A 12,167-nucleotide genomic window follows, 5' to 3' on the forward strand; every position below is an offset into this window, starting at 1 on the left:
GAGCAGCAGATGCTGGCGATCGCCCGGGCCCTGATGGGCCGGCCCAGCCTGCTGCTGCTGGATGAGCCCAGCCTGGGCCTGGCACCGAAGCTGGTGGCCGAGGTGATGGCCGCCCTGGCGGCGCTGCACGCCGGCGGCCTCTCGATGCTGCTGGTGGAGCAGAACGCCACCGCCGCCCTGGAGATCGCCGACCGCGGCGTGGTGCTGGAGGGCGGCGCCATCGGCCTGGAGGGCAGCGCCGAGGCACTGCTGGCCGATGCGGGCCTGCGCGCCTCCTACCTGGGAGGAACCTGCTGATGCCCCCCGCCCTGCTGATCCCGGGGATCCTCGGCGGACTGCTGCTGGTGGCCCTGGGGATTCGCCGCACCTACGGAAAGGTGTGGCTGTTCCGCACGATCTTCGGAACCGACACCCCCGCCGGCAAGAGCTTCGACGTGGTGCTGCTGGTGGCGATCGTGTTGAGCGTGCTGACGGTGGTGATCGAGAGCGACCCGGTGCTGCGGGTGCGCCACGACCGCCTGTTCGACGTGCTGGAGTGGTTCTTCACCCTGCTGTTCACCCTCGAGTACCTGCTGCGGCTGCTGTGCGTCAGAGCGCCCCTGCGCTATGCCCGCAGCTTCTTCGGGGTGGTGGATCTGCTCTCGATCGTGCCCAGCTTTCTGGGCCTGCTGGTGAGTGGCGCCCACGTGTTCCTGGTGGTGCGGATGCTGCGGGTGATGCGGGTTTTCCGGGTGCTGAAGCTGGGCGAGTACCTGCAGGAATCGAATCTGCTCTGGGACGCGATTGTGGCCGGCCGGCGCAAGATCACCGTGTTCCTGCTGGCGATGATCACCCTGGTGACGTTGATCGGTTCGCTGATGTACGTGATCGAGGGCCCCGAGCGAGGCTTCCGCAGCATCCCGGTGGGGATCTACTGGGCGATCGTGACGATCACCACCGTGGGCTATGGCGACGTGGCGCCGGTGACACCGCTCGGCCGCTTCATGGCCTCGGTGGTGATGCTGATCGGCTACAGCATCATTGCCGTGCCCACCGGCATCCTCAGCGCCGAGATCGGCCTGTCGGTGCTGCGGCCGCCGCAGGAGGGTACGGCCAGCCCGGTGGTGTGTGGGGCCTGCCTCAAGGGCGGGCACGATCCGGATGCCCGCCACTGCAAGTTCTGCGGTGCCGAGCTCTGAGTGACGGGGAGGTGCTGGTGACGTGCGGAAGCCGGACCATTGTTATGGTGTGATAAAAGCCTCATTCCGTTGCCGTCCATCCTTCCACCACAGCTCACGTCAGCGGAAGGGCTGGCGTGAGCGAGCATCCTTTCTCACTATGGCTGAAAAGCCTGAGAAGATCCCGGAAACCAAGTCCATCCAGCCAACGCCCTGAGCCCCAACCGCGCCGGTCCGGCCGCAAGTCCCGGCGCCCGCGCAAAGGGAGCCCCCGAAGCCCGGGGGCACCGCGATGGCGCCTGGCCGTGCTCAGCGTCTCCGGCTTGATCCTTGCCGTCACCATCGGACTGCTCGTCAAGCTGGCCTTCTCCAACCAGCCTTCCCCCGAGCTGGCCATGAAGGACCGGCGGCCGGAGCAACAGGCGGATTGCGAGCAACTGGTCAAGAACAAGCTGCTGCATCCAGCCAGCTACAAACTGACCAGCCCGTTCACGAAAACCGGCGATGACGGCGCCCAGCGCACCTTCGCATGGACGTTCACCAGCCGGACCAAGGATGGCGGTACGGGCAGTGGTTCCGCCGTCTGCAAAGCCAGCAACCACCTGCCGATCGCGACCATCGAAGTCCGGCAGGTCGAGTAGGCGGGGTGGATCGGCTTCCTGGATCGGAACCCTGAGGGCGGTGGTCGGGGAGACTGCAGAAGCCCCCCCAAAGGACTTCCATCAGTGATGCCGACGCCGGAGCCGGGCCATCGCGCCGCCCTCAGGGCTGGGGGCTGGGCGGAGGGGGATGCTCGTCGCTATGAGCAGCTGTTGCAGTACCGCAGCCGCTGGGGTGCCGCGAACCTTGACCGTGACGAGCGGCGCCTTCTGCGCAGCGCCGAAGCCGTCCTGTCCCGATACCGACCAACTGCCGCGCCGGCGATCGGCGCTGGCCTGGTGGATGGTCCCCAGGGCTGTTTCGTGGCGCTGGATTTCGAGACCGCCGATCAGGGCCGGGACAGTGCCTGCTCGATCGCCCTGGTGCGGGTGGAGGGCCGAACGATCGTGCGCCGCGAGCACCACCTGATCCGGCCGCCGCGCCGGACGTTCCTGTTCACGTCCATTCACGGGATCGGCTGGTCGCAGGTGGCCGATGCACCCAGCTTCGCCGAGCTCTGGCCCCGGCTGGCGGCCTGCCTGGATGGGGCGCAGTTCATCGCGGCCCACAACGCCAGCTTCGATGCCGGTGTGCTGCGGGCCTGCTGCGAGCAGGCCGGCCTGCGGCCCCCGGCCCAGCCCTTCGTCTGCACCGTGCAGGTGGCCCGTCAGGCCTGGAATCTGCGCCCCACCAAGTTGCCGGATGTGTGCCGGCATCTGGGGCTGCCGCTCCGGCACCACGATGCCCTCTCCGATGCCGAGGCCTGCGCAGGCATCGTGCTGGCGGCGCATCGGCAAGCTTCAGGCTAGGGCCGCCCTGCCCCGCTGCCGCCGCCACTGGCTGACGCCCAGGGCGACCAGGAAGCCTAAGAACTGCACGATCACCACGCACGGGCCCGACGGCAGGTTGGTGAGGCCCGAGCCGAGCAGTCCCAGCACGGCGCAGCCGCCGCCGATGACAGAGGAGAGCACCAGGTAGGTGCCAAAGCGGCGGCTCACCAGCCTGGAGGCGCAGGCCGGGATCACCACGAAGGCACTGATCAGCAGCACGCCCACCGCCTTGATCGACACCGCCACCACCACGGCGAGCAGCAGGATGAAGGCGATCCGGTGCCACTGGCTGCCGACACCGAAGGCCCCGGCCAGATCGGCCTGCAGGGTGACCAGCACCTGGGCCCGCAGGCTCACCAGCAGGTAGGCCACCGCCCCCACCAGCAGCACGGCGATCAGACCGAGATCCAGCCAGGAGATGCCGAGGATGTCGCCGAACAGCAGCTGCTGGATCCCGCCCTTGTAGGTGGTCACAAGGCTGAGGGCCACCACGGCGAAGGCCAGGGAGGTGGAGTAGACGATGTTCAGCAGCGCATCGGCGGGCAGCTGGCTGCGCTGCACCAGCAGGTTCACCAGCAGGGCGAAGAGCACCGCGAAGGGGATCAGCACCAGGGTGGGGTTGAGCCCCAGCAGGATGCCCAGGCTGATGCCCAGCAGGGCCGAATGGCCCAGGGCATCGCTGAAGAAGGACAGCTGCCGCAGCACCGCGAAGCTGCCCAGCAGACCGCCCAGAGCCCCGGTGAGCAGCCCGCCGACCAGGGCCCGCTGCATGAAGGGCTGGCCGATCACCGCGCTGAACGGGGAGAGATCCGTCATCCGATCCGGGGTCGGCCCATCGGTGCCCGGCGCCGAGGCTGGCTGGGAAGGTCGGCCGGGTCGTACAGGCGCTCCAGCTGGGCGCGGGAGAGGGCCAGTTCGGGGCGGCCGCTGCAGCGCAGCTGGCGGTTGAGACACAGCACCTGGTCGCAACTGCGCCGCACCATGTCCAGGTCGTGGGAGACCTGCAGCACGGTCCAGCCCTCGCTGCGGCGCAGGTCGAACAGCAGGTTGTGGAACTGCTCGGTGGAAGGGGCGTCCAGGCCGGCCTGGGCCTCATCCAGCACCAGCAGGCGCCGGGGCCGCACGACGCAGAACGCCAGCAGCACCCGCTTCAGCTGCCCCCCCGACAGCTCGCTCAGCAGCCGTTCCGCCAGCGGCTCGCAGCTGGTCTTGGCCAGGGCGGCGCTCACGGCGGAGCGGCGTCTGGCACCGCCGCTCCAGGGCAGACGCGGACCGGGAGGATCCCAGCCGAAGCCAACGAACTCGGCCACGGTGAGCGGCAGGCGCCCCTGGAGCGGCAGGGTCTGGGGCAGGAAGGCCAGCTGGGACCGGACCGGTGCCGGCAGCTGGCCGGTGGGCCCCAGCCGGTGGCCGAGGATCCGCACCTCGCCGGCCTGGCGGGGGATCAGGCCGAGGATCGCCCCCACCAGCGAACTCTTGCCGGCCCCGTTCGGCCCCACCAGGGCCGTGTCGCTTTCGGCCGCGAGCTGGAAGCTGACGTCATCCACCGCCAGCACCCCATCGCGCAGCACCCGCAGGCCCTCGACCTCCAGCACGGCCATCAGCGGAAGGCGCTCACCAGGTCGGTGACGTTGCGGCGCATCACCGCGGCGTAGGTGCCCGGGTCGCGGGAGGCTTGATCGGTGCCCGTCTCCAGCGGATCGAAGACGCTGATGCGGATCCCCAGATCCCCCGCCAGGGCATTGAAGGAGCGGTTGCCCTCCTGGGGTTCGCTGAGCAGGGCCCGCAGCTGGGTGCGCTTCACGGTCTCCGCCACCCGGGCCAGATCCGCCGGCGAGGGGTTCTGCTCCGGCACATCCACCAGGTACTCGGCCTTGAGTCCGTAGCGGTCGGCGAAGTAGGGGGCGAAATCGTGCAGGACCACGAAGGTCTTGCCCCGGAACGGCGCCAGCTGCTTCTCGAACTCCGTGTTGAGCTGGCGGAGCTGGCCGCTGAAGGCGGCGGCGTTGCGGCGGTAGCCGTCGGCGCAGGCGGGATCGGCGGCGATCAGGCCGTCACGGATGTTGTCCACCTGCTGGGCGGCCCGCACCGGATCGAGCCAGATGTGGGGATTGATCGGGCCGTGGTCATGGCCATGGTCGTGGCCGTGGTCATGGCCGTGGTCGTGGTCGTGCCCATCGGCCTTGGCCTCGCCGGCCATCTCCGGGTTCTCCAGGGTGGGGATGCCGCTGCTGGAGTCGATCACCTTCAGGTCGGGGTTTTCGGCGCCCTTGACCAGCTTGTCCAGGAACGACTCCATCTCCAGACCGTTCTTGACCAGCACCCTGGCGTTCTTCAGGGCCGCCACGTCCCCGGGGCGGGCCTGGAAATCGTGGGGACCGCTGGCGGCGGGGATCAGGGCCGTCACCTCGGCGCAGTCGCCCGCGACGGCCCGGGTGAACAGGGTGATCGGCAGGAAGGTGGTCACCACGCTCGGGCGATTGGCCCGGCCGGCCTGGGTGTCCGGTGCCTGGACCGCGGGGCGGCAGCCCAGGAGCAGGGCAGAGAGCCCGGCGGCCAGGGCCAGGACGGGACGACGGACGGGGGGCTGGATCATGGGGCGAAACCTCCGGAACGGGGTGGGCGGGACGGCTGGGGGCGGGAACGGGCGGATGGGGGCAGGGAGACCGGCCAGAGCCACCACTGGCCCTGGTCGCCGCCGGCGGCCAGGTGGCGGCCATCGGGTCGCCAGCTCAGGCAGGTGATCGCCTGGCCGTCGCCCTCCAGCAGCTGCTGCAGGCGGCCGCGGCCATCCCAGAGCGCCACGGTGCCATCGCTGGAGGCGCTGGCCAGCAGGCTGGTGCCCGGGGCGAAGGCGACGGCGTTGACCCGGCCCTCGTGCAGCACCAGGGGCTCCGGCTTCCAGCCCTTGGCACCGCGATCCTGCTGGCTCCAGATCACGGCGATGTCGGAGGAGGCCACCGCCAGCAGGGGGGCCAGGCGCCCGGGCTGGTCGCACCAGGCCAGGGAGCGCACCTTGCCGGGGAAGCCGCTGAACTGCCAGCCGCGGCCGGCCGCTCCGTCGGGCCAGAGCATCAGCGAGCCGTCGAGCTGGCCGCTGGCCAGCAGGGTCCCCTGGTCCGACCAGTCCAGGGCCACGCCAGCGGAGCCGGTGGCGCAGCGCTGGGGAAGCTCCCCGGGATCGTCCGGCCGCCAGAGCAGCACCTCGCCGTGGCAGGCGCCCGCCAACCGTTGGCCATCCCGGCTCCAGGCCAAAGACAAGACCGTGCGCTCCAGCTCCTGGCTCTCCTGCCGCAGCGCGCGGGCGTCCCCGTCCCAGAGCCTCACCCGCCGGCCGGCCCCCAGGGCCAGCAGGGACCCGTGGGGCCGCCAGGCGGCCGCATCCAGCCAGCCGGCCTGCAGCGGCACCGGGTCGAAGGCCATCGGCCGCACCCCGGTGCCGCCCATCTCCCAGAGCAGCAGCTCGCCGTCCTGGCCCGCCGCCATCAGAAAGCGGCCGTCGGGACTGAAACCGAGCGCATCGAGGCTGCTGTCGCGCTCCCCGCGCAGCAGTTCCTCGCAGCCCGCCCGGAAATCGAGCAGCAGCAACTCTCCGCCGGCCGTGGCCATCGCCAGGAACTCACCATCGGCCGACCAGGCCTGGGCGGTGATGGCGTTGCCGCAGGTGCCGCAGAGGCGTTCCTGCACCAGGGCCTGGGGGGGCGCCATGGCCGGATCAGGCGACACAGGCCTCGAAACCGGCCCGCAGGGCGGGTTCATCGAGATCGCGGCCGATGATCACGAAATCGGTGCGGGGGGTTTCGTCGGCCCGCCAGGGACGATCCCTGGCGCTGTCGATCAGCATGTGCACCGACTGGAAGACGTAGCGGTGGCTCTCGCCATCGAACTGGATGATGCCCTTCATCCGGAACAGATCAGGACCCCGCTCGCTCACCAGCCGGTCGATCCATGCGCCCAGCTTCTTGTAGCTCATCGGCCGCGCTTCGATGAAGGCCACCGAGCTGACGGCATCGTCGTGTTCGTGGTCATGGTCGGAGGCGAGGAACTCCGGATCGATCGCCAGGGCCCGCTCGAGCTCGAAGGCTCCCACGCCCAGGATCTGGTCCATCGCCGCATCGGCCCGGCAGGTGGGGATCACCCGGGCCAGGGGATTGATGGCCCGGGTGCGCTGGCGGATGGCCTCAAGCGCCTCCGCCTCCACCAGATCGGTCTTGTTGAGCAGCAGCACATCGGCGAAGGCCAGCTGTTCCTGCACCTCCTCGCTCTCCCAGTGCTGCTCAACATGGCGGAGATCCACGAGGGTGACGACGGCGTCGAGCCGGAGCTGGTCGCGCAGATCCTCGTCGACGAAGAACGTCTGGATCACGGGCGCCGGATCGGCCAGGCCGGTGGTTTCGATCACGAGGTGATCGAAGCGATCGCGGCGCTTCATCAGGTTGCCGATGATGCGGATCAGATCACCGCGAACGGTGCAGCAGATGCAGCCGTTGTTCATCTCGAAGATCTCCTCATCGGCATCGATCACCAGCTGGTTATCGATGCCCACCTCACCGAATTCGTTGACGATCACCGCCACCTTGAGGCCGTGCTCGTGGGTGAGGATGCGGTTGAGCAGCGTCGTCTTGCCGGAGCCGAGATAGCCCGTGAGGACGGTGACGGGCAGGCGATCCCGGTCAGGGGCCATGGAAGGGGCCGAGCGCATCGGAGCAGAACCCAAAGGGCCAGACATGGGAATCATTTTCAAGTTAGCAGTCCCGGTCCCCCTGGCGGTCACGGCGGGTCACCCCGCCAGCCCGTCCGCCAAACCGCTTCCGTCACTACCGCCCCGCCGCGATGGGCTGCCTACGGTTCGTTCCTGAGGATCCGCCCGATGGCCCTCTTCGCCTGATGGCCCAAGAACGCTTCTTCCTCGAGCTGGATCCGCCCTACGGCGCCATGGCCGACTGGCCCCATGTGGTGATCGTCGGCGGGGGCTTCGCCGGACTCAAGGCCTGTCATGTGCTGGCGGGACAGCCGGTGCGGGTGACCCTGATCGACAAGCGCAACTTCAACCTCTTCCAGCCCCTGCTGTACCAGGTGGCCTCCGGTCTGGTGTCGGAAGCGGATGTGGCGTCCCCCCTGCGGCAGATGGTGGGCCAGGCCCCCAACATCCAGATCCTGCTGGGCGAGGTGGTCGACATCGACACCGAGGCCAGGGAGGTGGTGTTCAACGACCACCGCTACGGCTACGACCACCTGATCCTCGCCAGTGGATCCGGCAGCACCTACTTCGGCCACGAGGAGTGGCGGCCCCTGGCGCCGCCGATGAAGATCCTCGAGCACGCCGATGAGATCCGCCGCCGGCTGCTGATGGCCCTCGAAGAGGCCGAGCAGACCAGGAATCCCGAGCGGCGCCGCTTCCTGCAGTCGGTGGTGGTGGTGGGGGCCGGGCCGGCGGGCTGCGAGCTGGCCGGCTCCCTGATCGAGCTGATGCACCGCGCTGTGGAGCGCGACTTCAAGCAGCTCGACCGGGCCCAGTGCCGCGTGATCCTGCTGGATGCGGTGGATCGGGTGCTGCCGGCGATGGCGGCCAAACTCTCCGCCGACGCCGCGGCCTACCTGGAGCGGGCCGGCGTCGAGCTGCGCCTGAACACGATGGTGGCCGCCATCGAACCGGGCCGGGTGCTCCTGCGCCGCCCCCCGGACGCCTGCGCCGGGGAGGCGGGCGCCGGCGGTGATGGCCTCGGCGACCTGGAGGCCGCCACGATCTGCTGGACCGCGGGGGTACGCGCCTCGCGCCTGGGCCGGCTGCTGGCGGAACGCACCGGCGCCCCGGTCGACCGGGGCGGACGGCTGCAGGTGGAGGCCGACTTCTCGCTGCCGGGTCACCCGGAGATCCGGGCGGTGGGCGATCTCTGCCATTACGCCCACACCGGCGACGGCCGGGTGCTGCCGGGCATGGCGGGACCGGCGGTGCAGATGGGCGGCTGGGTGGCGCGCGACATCCTGGCGGGCCTCGAAGGCCGCCAAAGCGCGCCGTTCCGCTGGTTCGACCTGGGCAGCATGGCCGTGATCGGTCCCTGGTACGCGGTGGCGGATCTGCGCGGACTGCACGTCAGTGGGCTGGCGGGCTGGATCCTCTGGGCGCTGGCCCATCTGGCCTTCATTCCCGACACCGAGAACCGCATCGCCCTGTTCAGCAAGTGGATGTGGCAGATCGCCACCCGCCAGCGCACGGCGCTGCTGATCACCGGCCGTCCCGACCAGCACCTCGGGGTGGATGTGGGCCTGGAGCGGGCCGTGCCGCCGGTTGACGCGACTCAATCGCCGGAAGCGCCCCCCTCCGGCCCCTTGAACCGGTTGATCAGCACCCCCAGGATCACGGCGATGTAGAGCGGCCCGGTGATGCCCAGCACCACGCTGGCCATGCGCGCCGGAGGCCGGGCTGGGGTGATGTCGCCGTAACCGGTGGTGGTCAGGCTCACGAAAGCGAAGTAATTGATGCGGGCGAAGTCCAGCTCCCAGTGGTTGCTGGTGGGAACCCCTGCGTGGGAGCGCACGATGGCGGCCTGGTCATCGGCGGTGTTGGCCAGGAAGCTGCCGGGCTGGATCGTTTCCAGCACGCTCAGCACCAGGCCGCCACTGAGGCCGAGCAGGAGATAGCCGGCCACCGCCCCCACCACCACCGACCGGGTAACCCGGGGCTCCCGGCCCAGGGTCCGCAGCAGCCGCACCAGGCTCCAGCCGATGAACAGGGTGGTGATCAGCAGCAGGGGCACCCCGGACAGGCGCCGCGACTCGGGGGTCAGCAGCCAGTACAGCTGGGCGACGAGGTTGGCGCCTCCCAGCGCCAGGTACAGACGGTCCCCCCAATCACGGGCCACCGAGCCGGCCAGGAAGCCACCCAGCTCGACGGTGGTGAGCAGCGTGATCAGGAAGTAGCCCGCCGATCCGGCCAGGCGCAACGCCTGGGGAAACGCCAGGCTCAGCATCACCAGCAGACACAGAAACAGCAGCCGGCGGTAGAAGCGGTGCCGCCGGCGCCGCAGACCGTCCGGCGTGGCCGGCGCCGCCAGAGGTCGGATCACGAAGGGGATGGATCGGAGAGATCAAGGTACGTCGGGAGTCTGCGGCGAGCGGCGGTCCGGAGGCGCGGAACCGTCCAGCGCATGGTCAGCGCATGGATACTGGAAACACCCGCAAGGACTTCCATGGCCTTCCGTTTCCGGCCCGCCGCCCGCCTGCTGCCCGCCGCCGCCGGGCTCCTGCTGGCGGTGGCCCCCATGGCCCCGGCCCTGGCCCAGGGGATCCCCTTCAACGAAGTCCGGGCCCTCAACTTGGCCCGCAACGCGGCCGTGCTCAGCAACGGCGGGCTGACGGTCTACACCCCGGCCAACTGCATGTTCACCACCTCGGCGGCCTCCAACCCCTGCCTGGTGCGCAGCGACGCCGACGGCTTCGTCTACCGCTTCCTCGGAGGCCCCCCCGGCTGGGAGGCCAAGGGCCTGCCGGCCACCACGGAAACGGAGATCCAGATCGCCCCGGACGGCCGCCGGGTGGTGGCGATCCTCTACAACGGCCCGCCGCGCTCCCGCTGAGCCCGGCGGTCGGCCTAGGGAAAGCGGCCTAACCTCCCACCAGCCTCCCCAAGCCCTTGTCCGTCCCCGCTTCCCCCACCCTGCGCTGGGTCACCGCCGGCCTGCTGCTGGTGGCCGCCGTGCTCAGCCTGGCGCTTCCCTTCGTCTCGGCCACCCTGCTGACCATCGCCCTCGGCGGCGTGGCGGTGGCGGCGGGGATCTCCCAGCTGCTGCGGCTCACCTCGGCCGATGACACCCGCAGCAAGGTGTTCCGCGCCATCTCCGGGGTGCTCTACGTGGTGGGCGGCATCGGTCTGGTGGTCTTCCCGGTGGCCAGCACCGTCAGCCTGACCCTGTTCATCGGCGTCCTGCTCGCCGTCGAGGGGGTGATGGAGCTGGCGGGCGCCGCCGCCGGCGCCGGGCCGGCCCGGGGCCTGGTGTTGCTCGATGGCATCGTCACCGTCGTGCTGGGGGGGATGCTGATCGCCGAGTGGCCCTCCGACAGCATCTGGGCCATCGGCACCCTGCTGGGCTTCGGCCTGGCCTTCTCCGCCTTCAACCTGATCACCGCCGCCCCGCCCGCCGCGGAGGGCTGAGGCTCATTCGGCCACGGCCAGGCCCTCGGCCCGGCGCGGATCCACCGTCCCCAGGCTGCCGCCCCCCGGCAGCACCTCGACGCTGTTGGCCGCCCCCATCGCCGGGGCCCGCCGGACGCTGTGTCCCATGGACTCCAGCAGGCGGCGGCTGTCGGGGCTGAGGCCCTCCTCCGCATCGATCCGATCCGGCCAGAGCTGGCTGTGGATGCGGGGGGCGGCCACGGCCCCGGCCAGGTTGAGGCCGTGCACGATCCGGTTGAGCAGCACCTGCAGCACGGTGGTGATGATGCGGCTGCCGCCGGGGCTGCCCGTGGCGATCCAGGGGCGGGCATCGGGGCGGAACACCAGGGTGGGGGCCATTGAGCTGAGGGGCCGCCGGCCGGGGGCGATGGCGTTGGCCGACCCCTGGCGCAGGCCGAAGGCGTTGGCGCTGCCGGGGAGGGCGGTGAAGTCGTCCATCTCGTTGTTGAGCAGGAAGCCTGCCCCCGGCACCGTGATGCCGTTGCCGTAGGGGAAGTTGAGGGTGGTGGTGAGGGCCGCCAGGCCGCCCTGCCGGTCGGCCACCGAGAGGTGGGTGGTGTTGGTGCCTTCACGGGCAGCGGCCGCCTCCAGCGCCGGGGCCGGGGTGTGGCGCTGCGGATCGATGCGGCGGCGCAGGCCGTCAAGGTGGGCCGGCGACAGCAGCCGCTCCACCGGCACCGGCACCTGGTCGGGGTCGCCCAGCAGGGCGTTGCGGTCGCGGTAGGCCAGGTTCATGGCCTCGGCCATGGCATGGAGGCTGGCGGCGCTGTTGAGGCCGGTGGCCGCCAGGTCGAAGGGTTCGAGGATCCCCAGCAGTTGCAGCAGGGTGAGCCCGCCGCCGGGGGGCGGCATGGAGAGCACCGGATGGCCGCGGAAGTCGCGCCGCAGGGGCCGCACCAGCCGGGCGCGGTAGGCGCGAAGGTCGGCATGGGTGATCAGGCCGCCGCCCCGCTCCATGGCCGCCACCAGGGCATCGGCCACCGGCCCTGTGTAGAAACCCCGCTCCCCCTCGGCGGCGATGCGCCGCAGGCTGGCCGCCAGCTCGCCCTGGCGCAACACTGTGCCCGGCACCGGCGGCGGCAGGAACAGGCGGCGGGAGACGGGATCGGCCTGCAGACGCGGGGCGGCGGCGGAAAGGGAATCGCTCAGCTCGCGGCTCACCGTGAAGCCCTGGGCGGCCAGCCGGATCGCCGGTGCCATCACCTGGGCCAGCGGCAGGCGTCCGTAGCAGCGCTGGGCCAGGGCCGCCGCTTATACCCATCTCCGAGCCCACGAGACGCTAGGGTATCTCGTATGCCCCCTTCTGCCTGGAAAAAAAGACCGTATAGTCGGCCCGTCACGGTAGAGTTGACATCCGCCGGCTACACC

Annotated in this window: 14 protein-coding genes; 7 read left to right on the forward strand and 7 right to left on the reverse strand. The window is 70.5% G+C overall.

The features are described 5' to 3' along the window. The 4 genes from VB737_RS02855 to VB737_RS02870 form a co-directional block, all read left to right on the forward strand. The coding region (locus VB737_RS02855; protein WP_500310965.1) for an ATP-binding cassette domain-containing protein at nucleotides 1–297 on the forward strand (297 nt) is incomplete at its 5' end. Further along, nucleotides 297–1,178: an ion transporter gene (locus VB737_RS02860; RefSeq protein WP_500310967.1), complete on the forward strand. Its 882-nt coding sequence runs from the start codon at nucleotides 297–299 to the stop codon at nucleotides 1,176–1,178. The genes VB737_RS02855 and VB737_RS02860, both read left to right, overlap by 1 nt. A 284-nt stretch (nucleotides 1,179–1,462) precedes the next feature. Beyond that, nucleotides 1,463–1,798, forward strand: coding sequence for a hypothetical protein (locus VB737_RS02865; RefSeq protein WP_500310969.1), 336 nt, complete (start codon nucleotides 1,463–1,465; stop codon nucleotides 1,796–1,798). Between the two features lie 87 nt (nucleotides 1,799–1,885). Next, complete coding sequence (locus tag VB737_RS02870) at nucleotides 1,886–2,605, forward strand: 3'-5' exonuclease (protein ID WP_500310971.1); 720 nt, start codon at nucleotides 1,886–1,888, stop codon at nucleotides 2,603–2,605. Here VB737_RS02870 and VB737_RS02875 read toward each other — a convergent pair. Genes VB737_RS02875 through VB737_RS02895 form a run of 5 tightly spaced genes read right to left on the reverse strand, consistent with a single transcriptional unit; the run spans nucleotide 2,597 to nucleotide 7,310 of the window. Further along, entirely contained in the window at nucleotides 2,597–3,442 is an 846-nt protein-coding gene (locus VB737_RS02875; RefSeq protein ID WP_500310973.1) for a metal ABC transporter permease, read from the reverse strand. The genes VB737_RS02870 and VB737_RS02875 overlap by 9 nt on opposite strands. Next, nucleotides 3,439–4,227: a metal ABC transporter ATP-binding protein gene (locus tag VB737_RS02880; RefSeq protein ID WP_500310976.1), complete on the reverse strand. Its 789-nt coding sequence runs from the start codon at nucleotides 4,225–4,227 to the stop codon at nucleotides 3,439–3,441. The genes VB737_RS02875 and VB737_RS02880 overlap by 4 nt, the downstream gene beginning before the upstream one ends. Next, entirely contained in the window at nucleotides 4,227–5,222 is a 996-nt protein-coding gene (locus VB737_RS02885; RefSeq protein WP_500310978.1) for a metal ABC transporter solute-binding protein, Zn/Mn family, read from the reverse strand. Before VB737_RS02885 ends, VB737_RS02880 begins: the two co-directional genes overlap by 1 nt. Continuing rightward, nucleotides 5,219–6,334 carry a WD40 repeat domain-containing protein gene (locus tag VB737_RS02890; RefSeq protein WP_500310980.1) on the reverse strand — a complete coding sequence of 372 codons (1,116 nt, stop codon included), beginning with the start codon at nucleotides 6,332–6,334 and terminating at the stop codon, nucleotides 5,219–5,221. The genes VB737_RS02885 and VB737_RS02890 overlap by 4 nt, the downstream gene beginning before the upstream one ends. 7 nt (nucleotides 6,335–6,341) lie before the next feature. After that, a complete protein-coding gene (locus VB737_RS02895; RefSeq protein ID WP_500310981.1) occupies nucleotides 6,342–7,310 on the reverse strand; it encodes a CobW family GTP-binding protein in 969 nt (322 codons plus the stop codon). 203 nt (nucleotides 7,311–7,513) lie between these two features. On the opposite strand from VB737_RS02895, the gene VB737_RS02900 reads away from it, so the two are divergent. Then, nucleotides 7,514–8,998, forward strand: coding sequence for an NAD(P)/FAD-dependent oxidoreductase (locus VB737_RS02900; RefSeq protein ID WP_500310983.1), 1,485 nt, complete (start codon nucleotides 7,514–7,516; stop codon nucleotides 8,996–8,998). Here the strand turns inward: VB737_RS02900 and VB737_RS02905 are convergent. Further along, nucleotides 8,926–9,693: a potassium channel family protein gene (locus VB737_RS02905; RefSeq protein WP_500310985.1), complete on the reverse strand. Its 768-nt coding sequence runs from the start codon at nucleotides 9,691–9,693 to the stop codon at nucleotides 8,926–8,928. The genes VB737_RS02900 and VB737_RS02905 overlap by 73 nt on opposite strands. A gap of 123 nt (nucleotides 9,694–9,816) precedes the next feature. Between VB737_RS02905 and VB737_RS02910 the strand changes: the two genes are divergently transcribed. Both VB737_RS02910 and VB737_RS02915 read left to right on the forward strand, forming a co-directional pair. Beyond that, nucleotides 9,817–10,203 carry a hypothetical protein gene (locus VB737_RS02910; protein ID WP_500310987.1) on the forward strand — a complete coding sequence of 129 codons (387 nt, stop codon included), beginning with the start codon at nucleotides 9,817–9,819 and terminating at the stop codon, nucleotides 10,201–10,203. Nucleotides 10,204–10,259: 56 nt separating this feature from the next. Continuing rightward, nucleotides 10,260–10,778 (forward strand): HdeD family acid-resistance protein, encoded by a 519-nt coding sequence (locus tag VB737_RS02915; protein ID WP_323306199.1) that lies wholly within the window; start codon nucleotides 10,260–10,262, stop codon nucleotides 10,776–10,778. 3 nt (nucleotides 10,779–10,781) lie between these two features. On the opposite strand, the gene VB737_RS02920 is transcribed toward VB737_RS02915, so the two are convergent. Then, nucleotides 10,782–12,041 carry a gamma-glutamyltransferase family protein gene (locus VB737_RS02920; RefSeq protein WP_500310989.1) on the reverse strand — a complete coding sequence of 420 codons (1,260 nt, stop codon included), beginning with the start codon at nucleotides 12,039–12,041 and terminating at the stop codon, nucleotides 10,782–10,784. Nucleotides 12,042–12,167: the final 126 nt, after the last annotated feature.

Source organism: Synechococcus sp. BA-120 BA3 (assembly GCF_034931285.1).
In the GTDB taxonomy this organism is placed as follows: Bacteria; Cyanobacteriota; Cyanobacteriia; order PCC-6307; family Cyanobiaceae; genus Cyanobium.

Bases quoted from the DNA above. Each gene is read 5' to 3' on its own strand.
- VB737_RS02910 (WP_500310987.1), top strand. From the start codon at position 9,817: ATGGCCTTCCGTTTCCGGCCCGCCGCCCGCCTGCTGCCCGCCGCCGCC.
- VB737_RS02875 (WP_500310973.1), bottom strand. From the start codon at position 3,442: ATGACGGATCTCTCCCCGTTCAGCGCGGTGATCGGCCAGCCCTTCATG.
- VB737_RS02890 (WP_500310980.1), bottom strand. From the start codon at position 6,334: ATGGCGCCCCCCCAGGCCCTGGTGCAGGAACGCCTCTGCGGCACCTGC.
- VB737_RS02880 (WP_500310976.1), bottom strand. From the start codon at position 4,227: ATGGCCGTGCTGGAGGTCGAGGGCCTGCGGGTGCTGCGCGATGGGGTG.
- VB737_RS02895 (WP_500310981.1), bottom strand. From the start codon at position 7,310: ATGGCCCCTGACCGGGATCGCCTGCCCGTCACCGTCCTCACGGGCTAT.
- VB737_RS02900 (WP_500310983.1), top strand. From the start codon at position 7,514: ATGGCCCAAGAACGCTTCTTCCTCGAGCTGGATCCGCCCTACGGCGCC.
- VB737_RS02870 (WP_500310971.1), top strand. From the start codon at position 1,886: ATGCCGACGCCGGAGCCGGGCCATCGCGCCGCCCTCAGGGCTGGGGGC.
- VB737_RS02885 (WP_500310978.1), bottom strand. From the start codon at position 5,222: ATGATCCAGCCCCCCGTCCGTCGTCCCGTCCTGGCCCTGGCCGCCGGG.
- VB737_RS02860 (WP_500310967.1), top strand. From the start codon at position 297: ATGCCCCCCGCCCTGCTGATCCCGGGGATCCTCGGCGGACTGCTGCTG.